General features: G+C 52.3%; 24 protein-coding genes. 17 read left to right on the top strand and 7 right to left on the bottom strand.

The annotated features are described in order from the left end of the window. Positions 1-326: 326 nt before the first annotated feature. The gene (gene mazG, locus FJM65_RS03965; protein WP_140619687.1) at positions 327-1,136 is read right to left on the bottom strand and encodes a nucleoside triphosphate pyrophosphohydrolase; all 810 of its coding nucleotides are present in this window, start codon (positions 1,134-1,136) and stop codon (positions 327-329) included. A gap of 150 nt (positions 1,137-1,286) precedes the next feature. Here mazG and FJM65_RS03960 point away from each other — a divergent pair, with 150 nt between their 5' ends. The 5 genes from FJM65_RS03960 (at position 1,287) to FJM65_RS03940 (ending at position 5,574) form a co-directional block, all read left to right on the top strand. Next, positions 1,287-1,556, top strand: coding sequence for a hypothetical protein (locus FJM65_RS03960; RefSeq protein WP_219855950.1), 270 nt, complete (start codon positions 1,287-1,289; stop codon positions 1,554-1,556). Positions 1,557-1,710: 154 nt separating this feature from the next. Then, complete coding sequence (gene glmM / locus FJM65_RS03955; protein ID WP_140619684.1) at positions 1,711-3,096, top strand: phosphoglucosamine mutase; 1,386 nt, start codon at positions 1,711-1,713, stop codon at positions 3,094-3,096. 156 nt (positions 3,097-3,252) lie between these two features. Continuing rightward, a complete protein-coding gene (locus FJM65_RS03950; RefSeq protein ID WP_140619681.1) occupies positions 3,253-4,395 on the top strand; it encodes a cysteine desulfurase family protein in 1,143 nt (380 codons plus the stop codon). 79 nt (positions 4,396-4,474) lie between these two features. Then, positions 4,475-5,056, top strand: coding sequence for an LOG family protein (locus FJM65_RS03945; RefSeq protein ID WP_140619679.1), 582 nt, complete (start codon positions 4,475-4,477; stop codon positions 5,054-5,056). 14 nt (positions 5,057-5,070) lie between these two features. Continuing rightward, positions 5,071-5,574, top strand: coding sequence for a hypothetical protein (locus FJM65_RS03940; protein WP_140619677.1), 504 nt, complete (start codon positions 5,071-5,073; stop codon positions 5,572-5,574). Between the two features lie 71 nt (positions 5,575-5,645). Here the strand turns inward: FJM65_RS03940 and hemH are convergent, their stop codons facing one another. Next, positions 5,646-6,674 (bottom strand): ferrochelatase, encoded by a 1,029-nt coding sequence (hemH, locus tag FJM65_RS03935; RefSeq protein WP_140619675.1) that lies wholly within the window; start codon positions 6,672-6,674, stop codon positions 5,646-5,648. A gap of 392 nt (positions 6,675-7,066) precedes the next feature. Here hemH and era point away from each other — a divergent pair, with 392 nt between their 5' ends. The 5 genes from era (at position 7,067) to FJM65_RS03910 (ending at position 10,249) form a co-directional block, all read left to right on the top strand. Next, positions 7,067-7,957, top strand: a complete 891-nt coding sequence (era, locus tag FJM65_RS03930; RefSeq protein ID WP_140619672.1) for a GTPase Era — start codon at positions 7,067-7,069, stop codon at positions 7,955-7,957. A gap of 62 nt (positions 7,958-8,019) precedes the next feature. Then, positions 8,020-9,333: a ribosome biogenesis GTPase Der gene (gene der / locus FJM65_RS03925; RefSeq protein WP_140619670.1), complete on the top strand. Its 1,314-nt coding sequence runs from the start codon at positions 8,020-8,022 to the stop codon at positions 9,331-9,333. Positions 9,334-9,406: 73 nt separating this feature from the next. After that, positions 9,407-9,601, top strand: a complete 195-nt coding sequence (locus tag FJM65_RS03920) for a hypothetical protein (RefSeq protein WP_140619668.1) — start codon at positions 9,407-9,409, stop codon at positions 9,599-9,601. A gap of 194 nt (positions 9,602-9,795) precedes the next feature. Then, positions 9,796-9,984 (top strand): hypothetical protein, encoded by a 189-nt coding sequence (locus FJM65_RS03915; RefSeq protein WP_140619665.1) that lies wholly within the window; start codon positions 9,796-9,798, stop codon positions 9,982-9,984. Between the two features lie 58 nt (positions 9,985-10,042). Continuing rightward, positions 10,043-10,249 (top strand): hypothetical protein, encoded by a 207-nt coding sequence (locus tag FJM65_RS03910; protein ID WP_140619663.1) that lies wholly within the window; start codon positions 10,043-10,045, stop codon positions 10,247-10,249. Positions 10,250-10,324: 75 nt separating this feature from the next. On the opposite strand, the gene FJM65_RS03905 is transcribed toward FJM65_RS03910, so the two are convergent. Beyond that, positions 10,325-10,894 carry a hypothetical protein gene (locus FJM65_RS03905; protein WP_140619661.1) on the bottom strand — a complete coding sequence of 190 codons (570 nt, stop codon included), beginning with the start codon at positions 10,892-10,894 and terminating at the stop codon, positions 10,325-10,327. Between the two features lie 269 nt (positions 10,895-11,163). Here FJM65_RS03905 and FJM65_RS03900 point away from each other — a divergent pair, with 269 nt between their 5' ends. Both FJM65_RS03900 and FJM65_RS03895 read left to right on the top strand, forming a co-directional pair. After that, positions 11,164-11,550: a SpoIIAA family protein gene (locus tag FJM65_RS03900; protein ID WP_181163630.1), complete on the top strand. Its 387-nt coding sequence runs from the start codon at positions 11,164-11,166 to the stop codon at positions 11,548-11,550. Between the two features lie 140 nt (positions 11,551-11,690). Further along, on the top strand, positions 11,691-12,719 hold the full coding sequence (locus FJM65_RS03895; protein ID WP_140619657.1) for a hypothetical protein: 1,029 nt from the start codon (positions 11,691-11,693) through the stop codon (positions 12,717-12,719). A gap of 67 nt (positions 12,720-12,786) precedes the next feature. On the opposite strand, the gene murQ is transcribed toward FJM65_RS03895, so the two are convergent. From murQ to FJM65_RS03875, 4 genes are all read right to left on the bottom strand, one after another. Next, positions 12,787-13,611, bottom strand: coding sequence for an N-acetylmuramic acid 6-phosphate etherase (gene murQ, locus FJM65_RS03890; protein WP_219855949.1), 825 nt, complete (start codon positions 13,609-13,611; stop codon positions 12,787-12,789). A 75-nt stretch (positions 13,612-13,686) separates the two neighbouring features. Then, positions 13,687-14,556 carry a hypothetical protein gene (locus tag FJM65_RS03885; RefSeq protein WP_140619653.1) on the bottom strand — a complete coding sequence of 290 codons (870 nt, stop codon included), beginning with the start codon at positions 14,554-14,556 and terminating at the stop codon, positions 13,687-13,689. 71 nt (positions 14,557-14,627) lie between these two features. After that, the gene (locus FJM65_RS03880; protein ID WP_140619651.1) at positions 14,628-14,888 is read right to left on the bottom strand and encodes a cytochrome b5 domain-containing protein; all 261 of its coding nucleotides are present in this window, start codon (positions 14,886-14,888) and stop codon (positions 14,628-14,630) included. A 153-nt stretch (positions 14,889-15,041) separates the two neighbouring features. Continuing rightward, a complete protein-coding gene (locus FJM65_RS03875; RefSeq protein WP_239022814.1) occupies positions 15,042-16,283 on the bottom strand; it encodes a formimidoylglutamase in 1,242 nt (413 codons plus the stop codon). 174 nt (positions 16,284-16,457) lie between these two features. Between FJM65_RS03875 and FJM65_RS03870 the strand changes: the two genes are divergently transcribed. The 5 genes from FJM65_RS03870 to FJM65_RS03850 all read left to right on the top strand — a co-directional run bounded on the left by FJM65_RS03870 (position 16,458) and on the right by FJM65_RS03850 (position 22,611). Continuing rightward, on the top strand, positions 16,458-18,215 hold the full coding sequence (locus tag FJM65_RS03870) for an AMP-dependent synthetase/ligase (RefSeq protein ID WP_140619647.1): 1,758 nt from the start codon (positions 16,458-16,460) through the stop codon (positions 18,213-18,215). A gap of 135 nt (positions 18,216-18,350) precedes the next feature. After that, positions 18,351-18,950: a hypothetical protein gene (locus FJM65_RS03865; RefSeq protein WP_140619645.1), complete on the top strand. Its 600-nt coding sequence runs from the start codon at positions 18,351-18,353 to the stop codon at positions 18,948-18,950. Between the two features lies 1 nt (position 18,951). Further along, a complete protein-coding gene (locus tag FJM65_RS03860; protein WP_140619643.1) occupies positions 18,952-19,530 on the top strand; it encodes a hypothetical protein in 579 nt (192 codons plus the stop codon). 219 nt (positions 19,531-19,749) lie between these two features. Next, on the top strand, positions 19,750-20,184 hold the full coding sequence (locus FJM65_RS03855) for a MarR family winged helix-turn-helix transcriptional regulator (protein ID WP_140620503.1): 435 nt from the start codon (positions 19,750-19,752) through the stop codon (positions 20,182-20,184). Between the two features lie 24 nt (positions 20,185-20,208). Continuing rightward, positions 20,209-22,611 (top strand): 3-hydroxyacyl-CoA dehydrogenase/enoyl-CoA hydratase family protein, encoded by a 2,403-nt coding sequence (locus FJM65_RS03850; RefSeq protein ID WP_140619641.1) that lies wholly within the window; start codon positions 20,209-20,211, stop codon positions 22,609-22,611. The last annotated feature ends 87 nt before the right edge of the window (positions 22,612-22,698 follow it).

Genomic DNA, 22,698 nt, shown 5'->3' with positions numbered 1-22,698 from the left:
GCAATTTCATACTTTTCTCTAATTTTCAAACCCTGCCGGCCCGAAAAATATTTGTTTAAAGGCTACAGCCAATGCTTCAGCTGCCTAAATTTAAGCCTTTGTCTTCCATAATTCCAAATTAAGGAAGCTGCAATATCGCAAATTATAAATAATTGCTTTTATTTCAAAGTATAAACAACGAGGCGCTTTGGGTGCCATCTATGGCTGACATGCAGCACTGCCGTGCCTCTGCCATCAGATAAAACCTTTGCAGTGGCGCTTCTTTCTGTATAGTTAAGAAAAGCGCAATAAATATAGGTAAATTATCGCTTTAAATGTATGCAGGCTTACAGTTTTTTTGCCTGGTTCCAGTAATAATCCATTTCTTGCAAGGTCATGTCCTGCAACGATTTTCCGTCTTTGGCCGCAGCCTCTTCTATATACTGGAAGCGCGATATGAATTTCAGGTTTGTACGTTCTAATGCCTCTTCGGGGTTTATGCCGGCAAAGCGCGCAAAGTTTATTAGCGAGAAAAGCAGGTCGCCGAACTCAGCGGAAGCCTTCTCCTGGTCGATAGATGCCGTGTCGGGCACATTAAACTCGCTGGCGAACTCTCCCAACTCCTCCTGCACCTTTGCCCATACCTGCGATTTGTCGTCCCAGTCGAAGCCGGCGCCGCGGGCTTTTTCCTGTATGCGCATGGCCTTTACCAAAGCAGGCAATGACTGTGGTACTCCTCCCAGCACAGATTTGTTGCCTTCCTTCAGTTTTAGCTTCTCCCAGTTCTGCTTTACCTCCTCCTCGCTGCTGGCAGTGGCGTCGCCGTAAATGTGCGGGTGCCGGAAAATAAGCTTCTCGCACTGGGCGTTCAGCACATCGGCTATGTCGAAGGCGCCTTTCTCTGAGGCTATCTTGGCGTAGAAAACCAGGTGCAGCATAATGTCGCCGATCTCCTTCTTCACCTCCTGCAGTTCTCCTTTCAGGATGGCGTCGGAAAGCTCATAGGTTTCTTCTATAGTAAGGTGGCGCAGGCTCTCCATGGTTTGCTTGCGGTCCCAGGGACATTTTTCGCGGAGGTCGTCCATCACGTCCAACAGGCGGCTAAAAGCCTCAAGCTGGCGTTGGCGGGCGCTGGTGTCGGTTTTAGAGGTAGTCATAAAGGCAAATATACTAAATATTTAGCGTTTGTAGCCTAGGCCGCAGAGGGCTTAACACTGTAATAACATTTCAGGCGGAGGTATGGCTGTGTTTCCTGCGTAAGTAAGTATATAAACTGGTTAAAGGGCCAGGCCACATTATTATCTACTATGTCATACTATAAGATGAAGAAGAAAAAGAATATCCAGAAAATTGCCGCTGTGCCAGCAGCCGTGCAGTCGCAGGTAGCGTTTGCCCGCATCGCCACTGCGCTGGCGGTGGTGAGCGTCGGGGCCATGGCTGTCGGGGCGCTTGCCATCGGCAGTCTGGCCATTAAAAGGCTGGCGCTACAGACGGGTGCAGTAGGCCGCCTCAAGATCAAAGACCTGGAGGTGGGGCGGCTGCGGGTGAAGGAGCTGATCACGGAGAACAAAGTATAAAGCCACGTGCCGGTATACCAGAAGGCAGCAGGCGCATATGCGGTACAGTGTGCCGCAGGCACTTGGGCTGGTTTTCTGTTGCCAGAATAGAACATAAACCGCTGGAAGTATAAGTAAAATTATTACTTTTGCCGGGCAACTAATATACGGATCAGTGGCTTTAATAAAATCAATTTCAGGAATACGTGGCACGATAGGCGGACAGGCTGGAGAAGGACTTACCCCTGTGGATGTGGTTAAGTTTTCCGCTGCTTTCGGAAGCTGGGTGTTGCAGAACACCGATAAGAAGACAATTGTAGTAGGCCGCGACGCGCGCCTTTCCGGCGACATGGTGAACAAGCTGGTGTGCGCCACGCTGCAGGGCTTGGGCATCGATGTGGTTGATGTAGGCCTTTCTACTACCCCAACCGTGGAGATGGCCGTGCCGGACATGCAGGCCGGCGGCGGTATTATACTTACTGCCAGCCATAACCCGAAACAGTGGAACGCCCTGAAGCTTTTGAACCACAAAGGCGAGTTTATCTCTGATACGGAGGGCAAGCTGGTGCTGAACATCGCCGAGAAAGAGGCTTTTGAGTTTGCGCAGGTAACAGAGCTAGGCAAGTATACCCAAGACAATGAAGTGCTAGGAAAGCACATCAAGGCCATACTTGACCTGCCGCTGGTAGACGTGGAGGCGATTAAAGCCAAGAACTTTAGCGTAGCGGTGGATGCCGTGAACTCGTGCGGCGGTTTTGCCGTGCCGATGCTGCTGGAGGCGCTGGGCGTCAACAAAATTGAGAAACTGTACTGCGAGCCGGATGGCAACTTTCCGCACAACCCGGAGCCGCTGCCAGAGAACCTGCGCGAGATCTCGCGTGTGATCGAGAAAGGCAAGTTTGACCTGGGCATCGTGGTAGACCCGGATGTAGACCGCCTGGCACTGATCAACGAGGACGGCAGCATGTTCGGCGAGGAGTATACCTTGGTAGCCGTAGCCGATTATATATTAAAGAACCAGGTAGGCAACACCGTTTCTAACCTTTCCTCTACCCGTGCGCTGCGCGACGTGACGGAGAAAGCCGGTGGCGAATATTACGCTGCCGCTGTGGGCGAGGTGAACGTGGTGAACATGATGAAGGAGCAGAACGCCATCATCGGCGGCGAGGGCAACGGCGGTATCATTTACCCGGAGCTGCACTACGGCCGCGACGCGCTGGTGGGCATTGCCCTGTTCCTGACGCACCTGGCCAAGTCCGGCATGAGCATGACGCGCCTGCGCGCCAGTTATCCGAACTACTACATCTCCAAAAACAAGATAGAGCTGACGCCGGAGGTGGACGTGGACGAGGTGCTGCGCCAGATGCAGGAGCGCTACGCCAAGCAGCCGATCAACACGATTGACGGGGTGAAGATTGAGTTCGACAAGGAGTGGGTGCACCTGCGCAAATCCAACACCGAGCCCATCATCCGCATCTACGCCGAGAGCGACAGCAACGCCACGGCCGAGCACCTGGCGAATAAAATTATTGCCGATATCAAAGAGATCATCTCTAAATAAAAACTAAAGTATGTGTTGTTGCTGCTGTCATAAAAAGCGAGGGTAACAAGCCGTGTTGCGCCACTGGTATGGGATTGTTCCTGCCGTTGGCGCAACTTTTTTTTATACTTTAGTGGTTGAGTAAAGAACAGAACAAGAAAAATATACCTTACAAGTATGCGTGTTTATTTAGATAATGCTGCCACCACCCCTCTCGATAAAGAGGTTTTTGACGCCATGGTCCCTTTTATGCTGGAGCACTTCGGTAACCCATCCTCTATCCACTCGCATGGGCGCGAGGTGCGGGCGGCTATTGAGCGGTCGCGTAAAACCGTGGCAGGCCTGCTGAACACGTCGCCTGCCGAGGTTTTCTTTACCTCGGGCGGTACCGAGGCCGATAACGCAGCCATTATCTGCACCTGTCGCTCGCTGGGCATCAAGCATGCTATCACTACCAAACTGGAGCACCACGCCGTGCTGCATACTATGGAGCTTCTGGAGAAGCAGCATGAGGTGCAACTGAGCTACCTGCGCCACGACGAGCGCGGTAACCTGGACCTGGAGCACCTGGAGGAGCTGCTGGCCAACCAGCCGCAGACGCTGGTATCCATCATGCACGCCAACAACGAGATCGGTACATTAAATAATATTGAGGCGATTGGGGAGATCTGCAGGAAGTATAACGCAGTGTTTCACTCGGACACGGTGCAGACCATGGGCCACTACAAGCACGACCTGCAGCAGCTGAAGGCTAACTTTATTGTTGGGTCGGCGCACAAGTTTCATGGTCCGAAAGGTGTGGGTTTTTTGTACTGCGATGCAGAGACCAAGATTCAGCCGCTGATTCAGGGTGGGGCGCAGGAGCGCAACATGCGCGGCGGCACCGAAAACGTGTACGGCATCATCGGCCTAGCCAAGGCGCTGGAGATCGCTTACCGCGACATGGAAGAGCACACCCGCTATATCCAAGGCCTGAAAGACCGCATGATCCACCAGCTGCGCGAGCAGATGGAGGACGTGAGCTTCAACGGTATGTCGGAGTTTGGCGACAAGAGCCTGTACACGGTGCTGAACGTGAGCTTGCCTGCCTCGGACATTAACGAAATGCTTCTCTTTAGCCTGGATATCGCCAAAATTTCGGCTTCGGGCGGTAGTGCCTGCAGCAGCGGCGCCAACGCCGGCTCGCATGTGCTGCGTGCGCTGGATGTGGACCCAAGCCGCGGCTCGGTGCGTTTCTCGTTCAGCAAGTATAACACGCCGGAGGAGATTGATTACGTGGCTGAGACAGTGGCTAAAATGTATAACAAGCAGCTGGCTTAAGTATACAGCAGCGTAAAGTATAAAAGGGCCCTGGCAAACAGCTGGGGCCTTCTTCGTTAAAAACTACAATGTATAAAGTATGAAAAGTATAGCCGTTTTCTGTGGCGCCAATGCCGGCAACAATCCTATGTATGCCGAGGCAGCCACCAAGCTGGGCCAGCTGATGGCCGCACAAAGTATGAGACTGGTGTTTGGCGGTGGTAAGGTAGGGCTGATGGGCACGATTGCCGATGCCATACTTGCCAAAGGCGGGGAAGCTGTGGGCGTGATTCCGCAGAGCCTGATAGACCGCGAGGTGGCGCACACCGGCCTGACAGAGCAGCACGTGGTAAAGACCATGCACGAGCGGAAAGCCCTGATGGCAGCTAAGTCGGATGCGTTTATCGCCATGCCCGGCGGCTTCGGCACCTTGGATGAGGTAAACGAGATCATCACCTGGAACCAACTGGGCATCATTAAAAAGCCGGTGGCCTTCTACAACGTGAACGGCTACTATGATAAGTTCATGTCCTTTCTCTCGGACTGTGTGCAGGAGGGGCTGATTAAGCCGGAGTACAAGAATAGCCTGATCGTGGAGAGCGACGCGGAGGTGCTGTTGCAGAAGCTGACCAAGTATGCCGCTGCCGTGTCGGAGGATTGGGTGGATTCGGAGCGGATTTAGCAACAGGCACATACATGATGCCATCTCAAAGTATAAAAGCAGTTGTAAAGTATAAACTGCTTTTGCTGCTAATGCTGCTGGTATTCTCTTCAGCGCAGGCGCAGGATATTTTCTCGGTTGGTCCGGCCCTACACTTTAATTTCGGGGACAAAAAGCCGAAGGTAAGCTGGGGCGTGGAGGCTTCGCTGTGGTGGTTCGAGGATCGGTTTCCGGTGAGCGGCAACCTGGGCTTCGACCGCAGGAAGGGCAGCACTGTTTTATATATGCAGGCTCAAACAGGCATCGGCATAGCGGGGTTATCCGCAGGTCCATACTTAGAGCTGAGGAAAGAAGAGAGTGCCGTGCTGGGGCTGCAGACCGATTACTGGGTAAATTACTTTGCCGGCCTCAACTACAGGGTAAGGTACAGCGGGGAAGGAACGCAGAAAGCGCTCGGCATTTACGTAAAGGCTCCTTTATCTTATGGCCTTGATGAGGAAGATGGGGAAGAAGACGATTGGGACTGGGACTGGGATTAGCCCGAAAGTATAAAAAGAGGCCGCTGATGCAGTTCCATTAGCGGCCTCTTTCTGTCTATGTGCTGTTAAGGCTAGTTCTTCAGAATAATCTGCTTTACGGCCTCCACCCAAGTATCGTTGGAGTTCAGGCTCTCTACCAGCTGCCACTTCTCGCCGCCGGCGTGCTCAAACATCTCCTTAAACTCTTCGCCGACCTCAATGGTCGTTTCCAGGCAGTCGGCTACGAAGGCAGGGCTGAAGGCCAGCACCTTTTTAATGCCTTTCTCCGGATAGGTTTTCAGCACCTCATCACTATACGGTTTCAGCCAAGGGTCTTTGCCCAACCGCGACTGGAACGCCACGGAATACTGGTCCTCGCGCAGGCCTAGCGCCGCAGCCAACTGGCGCGATGTCTCGAAGCAGGAGGCGCGGTAGCAGTACTGGTTGCGCTTGTTGTAGCTGTTGCAGCAGGAGCCGAGTTTACAGTAGCCGTGGTCGCTACCTTTCAGGATATGGCGCTCCGGCAAACCGTGGTAGCTGAACATCACGTGGTCGTAGTTATCCTCGGCCAGATACTTTCTGCCCAGCTCCGCGAATGATTCAATAAAGCCAGGGTCGTTGCAGAAGTTAGAGATAAAGTTGATGCTCGGTATGATCCACCAGTCCTTAATGATCTCCATGATCTTATCATGGGCGGAGCCGGTGCTGGCAGAGGCGTATTGCGGGAACAGTGGGAACACAATGATACGATCTACACTTTGCTCTCGTAGCTCTTCCAAGGCGCTTTTTATACTTGGCTTCTGGTAACGCATGCCAAAAGAAACGAAGTAGTCACTGCCGAGGCTTGCCTGCAGCTTCTCCTTCAGATCTATACCATGGTAAAGCAGGGGAGAGCCGCGCTCAGTCCAAAGCTGCTTGTACACCACCGCAGACTTTGGTGCACGGAAAGGCGCGATGACTCCATTTATAAGGAAAAAGCGACCAACTGGGTTTATGTCAATCACGCGCTTGTCTAACAAGAACTCGCGCAGGTACTTTCTAACATCAGGCGTTTCAGGTGTATCAGGCGTGCCAAGGTTTACCAGCAGCACACCGATTTTACCAGTGTTCTTTTTGCTCATGTAATGTATAAGTGCTTATCTGTTGCAAAGATACTAAGTATAATTCTTTCTGTTTCATGATAATTGTCAGTCTATCACAAGAGGTTCAACGAAGCGTAAAGCGATAAGTATGGCAGATTGTTCTGGAGTTAGAAAGTTAGAAGGTTAAAAAGTTAGAAAGTTGAAAGTCCTGGCGCAAGCGTCCGCTTGTGCCTTGCTATGGAACTTGTAACAAGAAGCACAAGCGGACGCTTACGTTAGGAGAGTCTGACGCTACGGAGCAACAGCCCATCCACCCAGACAGTCACTCGCAGGAGCTGCGCACACTGCGAGGTCTTTATAAAACCTAAATCTGCACATTTTCACGGGGTTTCGTAAAAAAGGAGTAATTTTGCAACCTCAAATTTAGAAGTATGGCCGAAACACCGCACAAAGCCGGTTTTGTAAGTATAGTGGGCAAACCGAATGTGGGTAAATCCACGCTGATGAACGCGCTGGTGGGCGAGAAACTCTCCATCATCACGTCCAAGGCACAGACCACGCGGCACCGCATCATGGGCATTTTGAACGGAGATGATTTCCAGATCGTTTACTCCGACACGCCCGGCATCATCAAGCCGCAGTATGCGCTGCACGAGTCGATGATGGGTTTTGTGCGCACCTCGCTGGAGGACGCCGACATCATCCTTTTCGTGACGGACATTTACGAGAAGCACGACGAAGACGATGTGATCAAGCGCCTTCAGCACGCCAAGGTGCCCATACTTCTGTTGATCAACAAGATAGACCAGGCCACTGAGGAGGAGGTGAACGAGAAGGTGGCTTACTGGAAGGAGCACATGAACCCGACCGAGATTCTGCCTATCTCCGCCTTGCATAAGTTCGGGCTGGAGCACCTGTTCGGGCGTTTGCTGCACTACCTGCCGCAGCACCCGCCGTTTTATCCGAAAGATGAACTGACCGACAAGCCCGAGCGTTTCTTTGTGTCCGAGATCATCCGCGAGAAGATCTTCCTCAACTATAAAAAGGAAATCCCTTACAGCACCGAGGTGGTGATAGAGGAATTTAAGGAGGAGGAGGACATCATCCGCATCCGGGCCGAGATTATTGTGGAGCGCAGAAGCCAGAAAGGCATCGTGATCGGCAACAAAGGCGAGGCGCTGAAAAAGGTAGGCACGCAGGCCCGCCTCGATATGGAGGACTTCTTCCAGAAAAAGATATTTCTTGATTTATACGTGCGCGTGAACGAGAACTGGCGGGCAGACCAGAAGCTGCTTCGGCGCTTCGGCTACCGCGAAGAGTAGCGCACCATAAAGCTTCGGGGCACGGTGCTCCGGGGGCACTTTAACACTTTTATTTGAGTTCGATGTCAACCAACATCATTGCTATTGTAGGCCGCCCCAACGTGGGCAAGTCTACGCTTTTTAACCGCCTGATTGGCCAGCGCAAGGCCATCATGGACAACGTGAGCGGCGTAACCCGCGACCGCAGCTACGGCCACGGCGACTGGTGCGGCAAGTATTTCACCGTGATAGACACGGGTGGCTACGTGCACGGCTCCGACGATATTTTTGAGGCCGAGATCAACCGACAGGTAGAACTGGCCATGAACGAGGCCGACGTGATCCTTTTTATGGTGGACGTGGACGCAGGCCTTACGGGCCTGGACGAGGAGTTTGCCAACGTGCTGCGCCGCACCGACAAGCCGGTGTACGTGGTGGCCAACAAAGCCGATACCAACGCGCGCATGCACCAGATGGGCGAGTTTTATTCTTTGGGTGTAGGCATCGATATTTACCCGATCTCCTCGCAGAGCGGTTCCGGCACCGGCGAGCTGCTGGACGAGGTGGTGAAGCACTTTAAGGATGAAGGCGTGGAAGACCCGGATGCCGGCATCCCGAAAATTGCCGTGCTGGGCCGTCCGAACGTTGGGAAGTCATCCTTTGTAAACCTGCTTTTGGGCCATGAGCGCAACATTGTAACCGATATTGCCGGCACTACCCGCGACGCCATCCATGCCCGCTACAATGCTTTTGGCAAGGAGTTTATCATTGTGGATACCGCCGGTCTGCGCCGTAAGAGCAAGGTGAACGAGGACATTGAGTTCTACTCGGTGCTGCGTTCGGTGCGTGCCCTGGAGGATGCCGATGTGTGTATTGTGATCCTGGATGCCACGCGCGGCATTGAGGCGCAGGACGTGAACATCATTGCCCTGGCCGAGAAGAACCGCAAAGGCATCGTGATACTGGTGAATAAGTGGGACCTGATCGAGAAGGACACCCATACCACCAAGCAATTTGAGGAGGAGATCTACAGCCGCATCGCGCCAATCGCTTATGTGCCGATTATCTTTACCTCGGTGGTGACGAAGCAGCGTATCCATAAAGCCATTGAGGTGGCTATGGAGGTATATGATAACAAGACGCGTAAGATCCCGACTTCCAAACTGAACGACCTGCTGCTGCCGGACATTGAGCGCTACCCGCCACCGGCCGTAAAGGGTAAGTTCATCAAGATCAAGTACATTACGCAGCTACCGACGCACAACCCTACGTTTGCATTTTTCTGTAACCTGCCGCAGTACGTGAAGGAGTCGTACACACGCTACCTGGAGAACCGGATGCGCGAGCACTTCGACTTTACAGGTGTGCCGATCAGGCTGTTATTCAAGAAAAAATAATTTTTCGGGTGTGTATTTGGAGGTTCGTATATAGTAGTATATTTGCGCCTCATTTATAAAAACATCAAACACCATGAAAAAAGTATTTGGTTTACTTTTCGTTGCTGGCCTGTTCGCTTTTGCATCTTGCAACAACACTGAAGAAACAGCCGCTGAGGTTGAAACTGTAGAAGAAACTACTGTTGAAGAGGCTCCGGTTGTAGAAGATTCTACTGCTGTTGAGGCTGACACAGCTGCTACTTCAGTTGACTCTGCTTCTGTAGAGTAATCAGCAACCAGAAAAACCACCCGGCGCATGGCCGGGACAACCGAAAGGCACCTCAAAAGGGTGCCTTTCGGCTTTTTCATATATTTTCATAACCATATTTAAGGCGCTCCGTATTGTTTGGCATGTTTCTGCGTCAGCCGTGTGCGCTGTGGCAGAGCGAATGGGGTATCCCTTATAACTAAACACACAAAACCATGAAAAAAGCACTGTATGTTATGGCCCTGACCAGCCTGGTAAGTTTTTCATCATGCGACTCGCCTGCAGAGGAAAGAGCCGAGGAGCAGGAAGAAGTGCAGGAGGAGATGGAAGACGCGGCTGAAGAGAGTGCCGACGAAATGGAGGACATGACCGAAGACGCCGATACAAGCGCCGTAATAGAATAACGCAATGCCTGTATTGGGGCGTACTTTTGTTAACTGATAAAATTTAAAAACTGAAAATATGAAAAAGCCATTATTTATGCTGTTGGCACTGGGCCTGTTTTCCTTTGCCTCATGCGACTCTAACACAGAAAATGCCGCTGAAAACGATGCTGACCGCGTTGAGGAAAGCGCAGAAGAAATGGGCAACGATATAGAAGAAGGTGCCGATGAGGCCGGTGATGAGCTGGAAGAAGGCGCTGACGAAGTAGAGGATGCTGTAGAATAGCATTTAATACACCACTATACCAAACAGGGAGGCCTGCACCAGCGGGCGCTCCCTGTTCGCTTTTTATACGTTATGCTATGGCCCCAGCCTCTTCTGGATCAGGCTGTTGATAAGGGCAAAAAGGCGTTTGGGGGTAAAGGTGCGCCAGTGGATCTCCTCTAGGTTGCCGCCGTAGTTGATGTAGTAATCCAGGTTGTAGTTCTTCATCTCGCTCAGCACAAAGTCCTGGAAACCGAGCGCCACCACCCAGCCGTCCTCCACATCCTCAAACCACTCCTCGTAGTAAGAGTCGTCGGAGCCGTGGAAGTTAAACACGTTCTCCCCGATAAGTATAAAGTGCTTGATGCCTTCCTCCACCATGGGGTCTATGATGTTGCGCTTTAGCTGCATGATGTCGTTGTTGAGCGCGTCGTTCCACTCGCCGATAAACTCTATCACGGCAAAGCCAAGCTCATAATCAGCGTATAAGATCTTCAGAAAGAGCGTTTCGGAGTCTATATCGTCCCACTGCGGGTGTATATAGTACCCGTAAATAGTATGGGTGTACTGCGAGAGGCTGTTTTCGGCCCCGTACAGTGGGGAGCGTGGATCCTCTGCGGCAGAGTATTTTTCTATCCAGTTATAGTATGGTTCTATGGTGTGCATAAGTATAAAGTATAGCTGCGGCTCCCGCTGGCAAAGATGTACTGCCGGCGCAACCGCAAAGTTGAGCGCGCCGGGTAGAATTTTACGCCTCAGGAGCCATAGTTTAACAAAAATAGTAGACAAAAAGTGGCTGCCATAGCCCGTAATAATTGTTTTGGCTTCGGGTTAAGAAACCGAAAAGCCGTAACCTCGGTATGAAAAGTATAGGCCGCCCCAGCAACAGGCTGGCGATCAGGCGCTCAACATCAAATCTAAATTTCTGCCATGCTATGGTTTCAATAATCGACTTTCCAGAGGAAGGCCTGGCGGGCTTTCTTGTGCAGCACTACTTGGATGAGGCTGGCCTGCGGGCTGTGGTGCAACAACTGGAGGAGAAGGCTGCCCATCACGACAAACTACAGGTATACTTTGAGTTCTCCTGCTTCGGCGGCTGGGACTGCGTGCAGTCGTTTTTTGATATGCTGAAGCTAAAGTTCAAAGGGCTGGAGGAGAAGATAGACAGGTATGCCATTGTAACAGACAAAGACTGGGTGAAGGGGCAGTGGCGGCTGGCAAGCTTTCTGAACCCGAGTGTTGAGGTGCATACTTTTGACATGGCCGAGAAAGAACAGGCGCTGGCCTGGCTGCGGCAGCCGGCAGCAACCGGCACTGTTTAACAGGTGCTGGCAATGAAATGCCGCTTTATGCGTTTTTCCCGAAAAGGCCGTAACTAAACCTAAATTCATCCTTTAAAAGATTAAGGGCATGGCAGCCATGCCCGCCGCTTCCTTTGCTTATGTTCAGAAAAACACCTTTGATGCTTTTGCTCTTTTGCCTGGCGCTTATGCCTTTTGCGCTGCGTGCCGGCGATGGGCCCAACTATACCGAAGTATATCACCCCAAAATAAACAAGGCAGAGCTGCTGGTGGTGGAGGGGCAGTATGAAGAAGCGCTGGAAGCCTATGAGCAGGCTTTTGACGCTGTGCCCTCGCCCTTCGCCCGCGACTACTACAACGCCGCCATTTGTGCCCTGCTGCAGGATAAAGAACGGAAAGCGTTTAACTACCTGGAGGAGCTCGTGCAGAAAGGCGTAAGCCTGGAGTACCTGCATGGGCAGCCGGTGCTGGACTCGCTGGAGGGCAGCAGGCGCTGGCGCAAGTTTGCCAAGAAATACCCTAAGCGCCGCACCAAGTATGAGCACACGTATAACCAGGAGCTGCGCGCCGACCTGGATGAGCTGTACGCCCGCGACCAGTACTTCAGGCAGGCCGAGGGAGGCATGCGTGTGCACGGCGACACTATCCGCAAAATAGAGGAGGCCAACACCAAACTTTTGCTGGGCTGGGTAAAGGAGTTCGGTTACCCGGGCGAGGATTTGATCGGGGTGGCGGACACGCTGGAGCAGCTGCCGCGCTTCAGCATTGTGATAGAGCGGCAAACCAAGATGCGCAAAGGCCATGATTTTACGGAAGTGCTTCTGGAGGCAGTGCAGCAGGGGCGGATGGCGCCGCAGCCCGCCGCTTACCTGCTAGACCAGCAGGCGGGGCGCAACAAGTATGGCTCACGCGCCTTCGTGAAAATTCACTGCCGTAGCTGCTCCGACGATGAAGAACTGGGGCAGCTGGATGACTACCTGGTGATGAAAGTAAGCGAAGAGGAGCAGCAGCTTATAGACAAGCGGCGGAAAGAACTGGGGCTGGAGCCGCTGGAGGACTACAAACGCAAAGTGCTGCACAGCACTACCGATGATAGGTTTAAGCTGAACTATACCTGGTCGGTGACCAATTACGTGGTGCCGAGCAAGGAGGCGGCGAAGGTGCTGCTAGAGGGGCTGACGCTGAACTAGGACCGGATTTAAAGTATAAAAAGCGAGCGCCGGAGTTATCTGCTCCGGCGCTCGCTGCTTTTTCTGGTTATAAAACCTGGTGTTGGTTTCCGTTGCGGTAAGCCTCCACAGCGGCCCGAACGCTGCCATACTTCTTCAGCAGGTCGCTGGCCTCGTCTCTTTCAATGTTCAGCTCCTCCATCACCATGCGGGTGCCGCGGTCAACCAGCTTCAGGTTAGATAGTTGCATATCCACCATCTTGTTGCCTTTTACGCGCCCCAGCTTAATCATGGTAGAGGTGGTGAGCATGTTCAGGGCCAGCTTTTGGCCGGTGCCGGCTTTCATGCGGGTGCTGCCGGTTACAAACTCTGGGCCGGTTACAACCTCCACAGGAAACTCCGCGGCGGCGGCTACGGCACTGTCGGCGTTGCAAACCACGCATCCGGTGGCAATGCCGCGCTCACGGCAGGCTTTCAGTCCACCGATTACGTATGGGGTGCGGCCCGAGGCGGCAATTCCCACCACAATGTCTTTTTCGTTGATGTTGTGCTCCTGCAGGTCTTTCCAGGCTTGCTCGGCGTCATCCTCGGCAAACTCTACCGCCTTGCGAATGGCAGAATCGCCGCCTGCCATAATGCCAACCACCATGCCGTGCGGCACGCCATAGGTAGGAGGGCACTCAGAGGCATCTACAACACCCAGGCGGCCGCTGGTGCCAGCCCCGATGTAGAACAGCCGGCCGCCCTGCTGCAGGCACTCTACAGTGGCGTTCACCAGTTTTTCTATCTGCGGAATGGCCTTTTCTACAGCCAGGGGAACGGTTTTGTCTTCGCGGTTAATATTTACAAGCAGCTCGTGCACACTCATGTGCTCCAGCCCGTCGTAGTTAGACGCTGTTTCGGTAGTAGACACAGTTTTAGGGATTAGGGATTGACAAGGTAATTAAATGAAGGCCCGTGGCAGGCACCACGGGCTTTGAAGTATTCGTTAGGCGTTCGGGGTGCCAAAAGTCTGCAACAGCTCCTGGTGGTACAGGATCAGCCCTTCGCTTGGGCTTTTGATGATCGTCTCCACGTGCAGGCCATACTTTTGGGCTACCTGCTTCAGCGTGTCGCCAAAGTGGTAGGCAATAGAGCCTACAAAGTTTACAGGCAGCGTTTCGTGGCCCTTATACTTTACCACATGGCGCTCAAAAAACTCCGAGAAGTTCTCATAGATCATACCATGGATAACCGGGTGCTTCTGCTTTTCGTGCACGAAGCGGGCAAACGTAGCCATGTAGCGGCTTGGCATCGAGGAGCTGTAGAGCGTATCCAAGATACCGTCTTTTGTCAGGTTATAGGTGTTTGTAAGCGATGTAGCCAGGTCTTCCGGCAGCTCGCGGTACAAGTATGCCTTAATCAGCAGCTTGCCCATGTAGGCGCCGCTGCCCTCATCGCCCAGCAAAAAGCCCAGCGACGGCACATTGTCTATGATATCGGCACCATCGTACAGGCAGGTGTTGGAGCCAGTGCCCAGAATACAGGCGATGCCTGGCTTGCGGCCGCAAAGCGCGCGCGCGGCGCCCAGCAGGTCGTGGTCTACGTGCAGTTCGGCCTCCGGAAAAATGCGGCGCAGCGCATCCTCTACGCGCTTGTTGCGGTCGGGGGAGCTGCAGCCGGCGCCGTAAAAGTAGATGGCCGTAGGAACCTGGTCGTTTAGCTGTGGCAACAGCACGTCATGCACTTCCTGGTATATCTCATCTGCATCCTGGTACATCGGGTTAAATCCGGCAGTCTGTGCCTGGCCCAGCACGGCATCACTGGTAACCAAGCGCCAGTCTGTTTTTGTTGAGCCGCTGTCAGCAATTAATATCATCTGGTATAAATTTGATTTATGTATAGTTACTTCTCGTAAAACCCCAATATACGATTTTATTTTGGGGTCTGTTAATCCGGCTTAGGCTGGTAGCGGGAGTTTTTTACACGCCCCACCGCTTCAAATTTATCAAAAACATTTGCATTATGCGGCGCGTCGGCCAGTTCTTCTGTCAGATCCTGGCCTGCCCAGTGCTCGTAGTGCCTGCCGTTGCGCCACAGCCTCGATTTTTTTACGTTGTAGATCACGCCCTGGTACGCCACCCATACTTCCTCGCGGTCCTGCCCGTTTCGCAGCGCCAGCTGCTGCAGCGTGTATTCTGGTAGGTTCATAGTTTTGGAGATGAGGAGATTTGAGGATTTGAAAATGATGCGCCAATTAGTGATTTATACTTTAGTTCAGGCCAAACATCTTTCAACGTTAACGCCTAAAAATTTGGAACATCTGCAAATCTCCAAATTTTCAAATCTCCAAGCTGATAAATTTTACCCAATCCTCGCCTGCGTCAGTATCCAGCGGTTGGGTACCTCGCCTTTGGTGGCTTGCAGGTAGTCTTCGTAGCTGCAGGGCACAACGCGGCTGCCTTTCTCAGGGCTCAGGGGCTCTACCTCCAGCCACCATTTCTCGCTGCTGCGGCTTTTGTAGAAGATCATGCGGTCGGGGTTGTCGTCGGCAAAGGCCACGGCATACTTGGTAAAGTGGCGGCCACTGAAGTCCGTTTCATTTTTTCGGTGGTAAAAGCCTTCTATAAAATACCAGATCATGGTGGCCACGGTCATGGCGGTCAGCTTACGCTCGTCCAGCGCAGGGTTATACTCATAGATGCCCAGTGAGGTGAGGTTGTCGTTCAGGCCGGCGTACCAGCACAGTTGGCAAGCCTCTTCGCCGGTCAGCCCAAAGGGGTTGGCCGGTTCATAGCCCGGCGCGTCCTGGTGGCGAATGGCCGAAATATCAAAAGTCAGCAGGTCGGCCACGCGCACTACCGGCTCCATTTCCTGCACGCTGCGGTGCACCTCGCCCACCCGGAAAGACTCGAAGTGCATTTTCTCGAACGTGGCCATCACCTCCGGCTCCACAAAGTATGACTGATACCCGATCTGGCTCAGGCTGAACAGGTAGTTAGGTTCGTGCATGAGGATCTGGCGCAGCTGCTTTCTGTTGGGTGCGGCCTCGGTGTCTTCGGTCATGTCCACGCTGCTGTCTACGGTTACCATGTTCACCACGCGCTCCAGGTGCTCATAGCCCATGTATTGGCCATACTCCAGGTCATGCGAGCCCCCGATGATTACCGGAATGGTGTTGTGCGAGATGAGTACCTCCACGATCTCCTTCAGGCGCAGGTGCGTGTCTTCCAGCGTAATGCCGGGGCGCAGGTTGCCCAGGTCCACCAGTTGGCAGCGGCCGGCGCCTTTGTTCAGGCTATACAGCTTTTTGCGCACCAGGCGTGCGGCGGACTGGTGGTGAATGTGGTCAGCCTCATTGTCCTCGTCGGTGTAGCGGCCGCGGGTTTCGTTTATGCCAAGTATAGCTATGTCGGCCGTGCGCCAGTCCGGAAACTTGCTTACGAAGCGGCTGATGTAGGAACCCAGCGTGCGGGGCTTATTTAGGGTGGCAAACACTTCCTCGCTCAGCGGCTCAAAAAATATCGACAGGTTCATAGGGGCGTTGTTGGGCTTGTCTCTTAAAAACGGCGTAGACGTATAGCATACAGGCCATGCCTGCGCCATAAGTATGGCCGTTATTCTAAAAGTATAAATATAACACATGGGAAATATTTATAAGAGCGGCCGTGGCAGAATTCAAAAAAAATAATTAAAATGCATCAATAACAGGCTGTTTTCAGAAACTTTGACCTGTTTACAAGCTAACTGATCAAAACACTGTAGTATAAGACATTCACTATGAACATAACCCGCACCTTCGATCTTTTGCCGCACCAGTTGCAGGCCTTCCCGAAGCCTGACTGCCTGGCGGCTAAGGTAAACGGCGACTGGCAGAAGTATACTACCCGCGATGTGCAGGATTACGCCAACCAGGTGAGCCTGGGCCTGCTGCAGCTGGGCCTTGGGAAAGGAGATAAGGTAGCCATCATCTCGTTTAACCGCCCGGAGTGGGTGCTGGTAGACTTCGGTATTCAGCAGATTGGGGCCATCAGCGTGCCCATGTACCCTACCATTACCGAGGAGGATTACCGCTACATTTTTAACGATGCCGAGGTGAAGGCCATATTTGTGGCCGACTCCAACTTATACAACAAGGTGGTGGCCGCTACCGAGGGCATGGAGGGCATTAAGGAGATCTATACGTTTGACGAGATACACGGCGCCAAGAACTGGAAAGAGGTGCTGGCCCTGGGCGAGAAGCAGGACGTGGAGCAGCTGGAACCGCTGAAAGCCGCCGTTACTGCAGATGATATCCTGACCATTATTTATACTTCGGGCACCACCGGCAACCCCAAAGGCGTCATGCTGACGCACGATAACCTGATGAGCAACGTGCGTGGCACCGTGCCCTACGTGCCGGTAGACCACAACCACCGCGCCCTGAGCTTTTTGCCGCTCTGCCACGTGTTTGAGCGCATGCTGCTGTACCTGTACTTCCGCATTGGGGTGTCTATTTACTACGCCGAGAGCATAGAAAAAGTAGCCGACAACCTGAAGGAAGTGAAGCCGCACCTGTTTACCACGGTGCCGCGCCTGCTGGAGAAAGTATACGATAAGATTGTGGCCACGGGCATGGAGCTGACCGGCGTAAAGCGCAAGCTGTTTTTCTGGGCGCTGGAGCTTGGCCTGAAGTATGACACGCAGAAAGACCAGGGCTGGTGGTATAACAAGCAGCTGGAACTGGCCAACAAAATTATCTTTAGCAAGTGGCGCGAGGCGCTGGGCGGTAACGTAAAAGTGATCGTGTCGGGTGGCGCCGCGCTGCAGCCGCGACTGGCCCGCGTGTTCTGGTCGGCTAATATCCGCGTGATGGAAGGATACGGCCTGACGGAAACCTCGCCGGTGATCTCCGTGAACCGCTATGAGCCGGAAAACAACATGATCGGCACCGTAGGTATGGCCATTGATGGCGTGGAAATAAAGATCGCCGAAGACGGAGAGATCCTAACCCGCGGCCCGCACGTGATGAAAGGCTACTACAAAAAGCCGGAGCTGACCGCCGAGGTGATCGATAAGGATAACTGGTTCCATACCGGCGACATAGGCGAGATGATACAGGGCAAGTACCTGAAAATAACCGACCGCAAGAAAGAGATGTTCAAGACCTCGGGCGGTAAGTATGTGGCGCCGCAGCCAATCGAGAACAAGCTGAAGGAGTCGGTGGTGATAGAGCAGGTGATGATTGTGGGCGATGGCCGCAAGTATGCCTCAGCGCTCATCGTGCCGTCTTTCCTGGGTCTGCAGGACTGGGCTGCCCACAAAGGCTTAGCTTATACTACCGATGAGGAGATGGTCAAGCATCCGGACGTTATCGCCAAGTTCAAGCGCGAAATAGACAAAGCCAACGAGGGGCTGGCGCAGTACGAAACCATCAAGAAGTTTGCCCTCATCCCGAACATGTGGACCGTAGAAAGCGGTGAGCTGACGCCAACCTTGAAAGTGAAGCGCAAGATCATCACCGCCAACTATAAGGATGTGATCGAGAGCTTGTATTAAAGTATAAAGTATGGCTGTGGCTGCCAATTTAGCTTCAGCCATACTTCATCAACCTGATTTGTCATCCTGAAAGGATCCTGGTCGGAGGAGTATAAGCCTCGGCTAAGGTTTTTTCAGGATGATTTTTTGTATACTATGCGTCCTATTTATATGCTGATTGGTCGATTTATACTTTTGTTCATGGTGGTGTTTTGCCTTACTTGTCAAAGCACCAAACAGACTGAAGCTATAGCTACAGAAGTAAAGGCAGAAGAAAATCAGGAGACGGAGAAGATTGAGTTTGACAAAATTACAATTACGGTAGTATGCGCTTGCCCCGGATGGAATACCAAAGATGTGGAGGTTCATAAGGATGGCACAATCTATTATAGATTAAGAAATTATGAAACAGTTGGCAAGAACTATAAAGGGCAACTGGGTTCTGTTGCGATGACACAAGTGTATACTTTGCTTAAATCACTTGACTTTAACAGCCTTAAGTCCGGCTTCCCTGAAGCGGAAGATGCTGCAGACCATTCTATACATGTTGAATTGCCGGATGGTCTGGTGCAAATGAGAGGAGATCTGGACGATAAAGGTGCTTTAGCTGTTCATATGTTTCTCCGCTTTCTAGACAATTATAAAATGGAAGTTAGCGATAACCGCAGTTTTAGTACAGAAAATGAGGTAAGGACTGCTCCTCCTGTTCGAGTGTCTGATAAATTTAATATGCAGGTTGATACTTTGCATCCTTAGTATGAAGCAAATTTTACTATTAGCTGCTGTTGTTATACTTGTGTCCTGTGGAGGGCAGCAGGAAAAAGCACCTGCCGTTGCTGATAATCCAGAACCGGTGAAAGCGGAAGAGAGAAGTGAGGCTCAATTTGAAACGATTACCTTTTCAATCTTTCCAGCGTTAGGTGAAGAAAACATATCTAAAGATGTAGAAATAACGGCAGATGGTAAATTTTTTTATCGGCTGCGGGAAGTGCATGAAGTAAGCATTAAGGCTAACTATACTGGAGAGCTAGACTCACTGGATTTAAATGAGGTTTATAATTTATACAGCTCCATTGACTTAAACCACCTTAAACAGGTTAGGTATGACGGCTTTGATATGGCTTTCTACTCCCTAAGAATCACTATGTATAACGGAGAGGTGCAAATGAAAACTACACTTAATGATGATATTGAAAAATGTGTACGAACCTTGCTAAAGCTTATAGAGAATCAGAACATGAAGAAAAGCAGTAATCATAAGTTTAGTACTGCTAAAGATGTTTTGCTTCCTCCACCCGGAGTTGTGTACACCGAAGCTGAACTCGATAGCTTATAATACCAAAGCCCTTCCCACCCCGGAAGGGCTTTTTTCTTGCCCCATCCATACTTTCTCAAACTAAAGCAAATCCCATCTGTTAGTTTATAGTATAACTATACCGGCAACCTTTATAATATTACCTCCAGCTGCTGCACCGGAAGCACAAAGAAATTTTTTCTAAAAAAGGTATGCAAGCATAACATATTTACTTATATTTGGTATACACCATTATAAATGATGAAGCCGGAAGAAACTGTAGACTATAACTTTAAAGTATGTTGGCACGCCATCTCGCGCATGTACAATGCCGAGGCGGTGCAGAACGATATTACCACCTCCATTGGCTTTGTGCTGCTCAACATAGATCAGGAACAAGGCACCCCCGCCACCAAAATCGCTCCCTTGCTTGGGCTGGAGGCGCGCAGCCTCACCCGCATCCTCAAAAGTATGGAGGAGAAGCAGCTTATCTATAAAGTGTCCGACCCGAACGACAAGCGCCTGGTGCGCATCTTCCTGACAGAGAAAGGGCTGGAGAAGAAGGAAGTGTCGCGTAAAACGGTGAAGCAGTTTAATAACAAGGTGCGCGAGCAGATACCGCAGGAGGACCTGGATGTTTTCTTTAACGTGTGCGGCCGCATACTTGGCATGATCGAGAATAAAGAAATCTTTTAACCCATAGACAACTATCGCCATTCTATGAAAAGAATAATTAAGAAAGTAGCCGTGCTTGGCTCCGGGGTGATGGGCTCCCGCATTGCCTGCCACTTCGCCAACATCGGGGTGCAGGTGCTGCTGCTCGACATTGTACCGAAGGAACTGACGCCGGAGGAAGAGAAAAAAGGCCTGTCGCTGGAAAGCAAAGCTGTGCGCAACCGCATCGTGGACAGCTCGCTGAAAGCAGCCATCAACTCTAACCCGGCTCCGCTGTACCGCAAGGCCGATGCACGCCTGATCCAAACGGGCAACTTTGAGGATAACATGAAGGACATCGCCACCGCCGACTGGACGATAGAAGTGGTGGTGGAGAACCTGAAGATAAAGAAAATTGTGTACGACCAGGTGGAGCAGTTCCGCAAGCCGGGCACGCTCATCTCGTCCAACACCTCGGGCATCCCGATCCACATGATGCTGGACGGCCGCTCCGATGATTTTAAGAAGCACTTCTGCGGCACGCACTTCTTTAACCCGCCGCGCTACCTCAAGCTTCTCGAGATCATCCCGACACCGGAAACGGACAAAGAGGTGGTGGATTTCCTGATGCACTACGGTGATTTATACTTGGGCAAAACTACCGTACTGGCCAAGGACACGCCTGCCTTTATTGCGAACCGTGTGGGCATTTACGCCATCATGCAGGGCCTGCAGGTGATGAACAAGCTCGGCCTGAACGTGGACGAGGTAGACCGCATCTCCGGCCCGATCATCGGTCGTCCGAAGTCGGCTACTTTCCGCACGCTGGACGTGGTTGGCCTGGATACTTTGGCAAACGTGGCCAACGGCCTGTACCAGACCGGCGAGAAGGACGAGTCGAGAGAGCTGTTTAAGCTGCCGGATTACCTGCAGAAGATGGTGGAGAACAAGTGGCTGGGCGATAAGACCGGCCAGGGTTTCTATAAGAAGACCAAAGACGCGAAAGGCAAAACAGAGATCCTGACGCTGGACCTGAACACGATGGAGTATGGGCCTAAGCAGCGTCCGAAGTTCCAGAGCCTGGAAGTGCTGAAGCCGATCGAGGACCTGAAGAAACGCGTCAAAGCTTTCTCTAAGCAGAATGATAAAGCAGCGCAATTCTTCAATGAGTCGCTGTTTGGGCTGTTCCAGTATGTGAGCAACCGTATTCCGGAGATATCTGACGAGCTATACAGAATAGACGATGCCATGCGAGCCGGCTTTGGCTGGGAGCTTGGTCCGTTTGAGTACTGGGATGCCATTGGAGCCCGCGAAGGGGTGCAGCGCATGACCGAAGCCGGTTACCAGCCTGCAGCCTGGGTAGAGGAGATGCTGGAGCACGGTAAGGAATCCTTCTACATCGTGGAGAACGGCCAGCGCCGCTACTATGACATCAACAGCAAGGAATACAAAGCCATACCGGGCGCCGAGAACTTCATCATACTGGATAACCTGCGCGGCAGCAAGCTGATCTGGAAAAACAGCGGTGCTTCGGTGATCGACCTTGGCGACGGCATCCTGAACGTGGAATTCCACTCGAAGATGAATACGCTGGGCGGCGACGTGATCCAGGGCCTGATGAAAGGCGTGGAACTGGCGGAGAAAGATTTCAGAGGCATGGTAGTGGGTAACCAGGGCGCGAACTTCTCGGCGGGTGCTAACCTGGGGCTGGTGTACATGTATGCGCTGGAGCAGGAGTACGACGAGATCAACTTCATGATCAAGCAGTTCCAGGATGCCATGATGCGCATGCGCTATTCGGCCATACCTGTAGTGGGCGCGCCGCACGGCCTGACGCTGGGCGGTGGCTGCGAGCTGAACCTGCACTGCGACCACGTGCAGGCGGCCGCTGAGACCTACATGGGCTTGGTGGAGTTCGGAGTTGGCCTGATACCAGGCGGTGGCGGTACCAAAGAGATGACACTTCGCGCTGCCGATATGTATGCCGATGGCGACATTGAGTACAACGACCTGAAGAACGTGTTCCTGACGATTGGTATGGCCAAAGTATCTACATCAGCTAAAGAGGCGATTGATCTGGGCTATCTACGTAACTCCGACGCCATCACCATCAACAGCAACCGTTTGATAGCCGATGCCAAGGCGCAGGCTATACTTCTGGCCGAGGAGGGATACACCAAGCCGGTGCAGCGCACCAACGTGAAGGTGCAGGGCAAAGGTGCGTTGGGTATGTTCCTGACAGGTGCCAACGCCATGTACTCTGGCCGCTACATCTCAGAGCATGATAAGAAGATATCAGAGAAACTGGCCTACGTGATGTGCGGCGGCGACTTGTCGGCCCCAACCGAGGTAAGCGAACAGTACCTGCTGGACCTGGAGCGGGAGGCTTTCCTGTCCCTGACAGGCGAGCGCAAGACGCTGGAGCGCATCCAGAGCATCCTGACGACAGGCAAGCCGCTGAGAAATTAAGGCTTGATGGGCTAGAAAGTAGCCCTACGTTCTTTGTCATCCTGAAAGGATCTTGGTTGAAGGGAGGTTAAGCCAGTAAGCTCTTTC

The sequence above is a fragment of the Pontibacter mangrovi genome, from assembly GCF_006385705.1.
Taxonomy (GTDB): domain Bacteria; phylum Bacteroidota; class Bacteroidia; order Cytophagales; family Hymenobacteraceae; genus Pontibacter; species Pontibacter mangrovi.
Note: the sequence above shows the minus strand (reverse complement) of the source record. Positions and strands in the feature narration are given on the sequence as shown.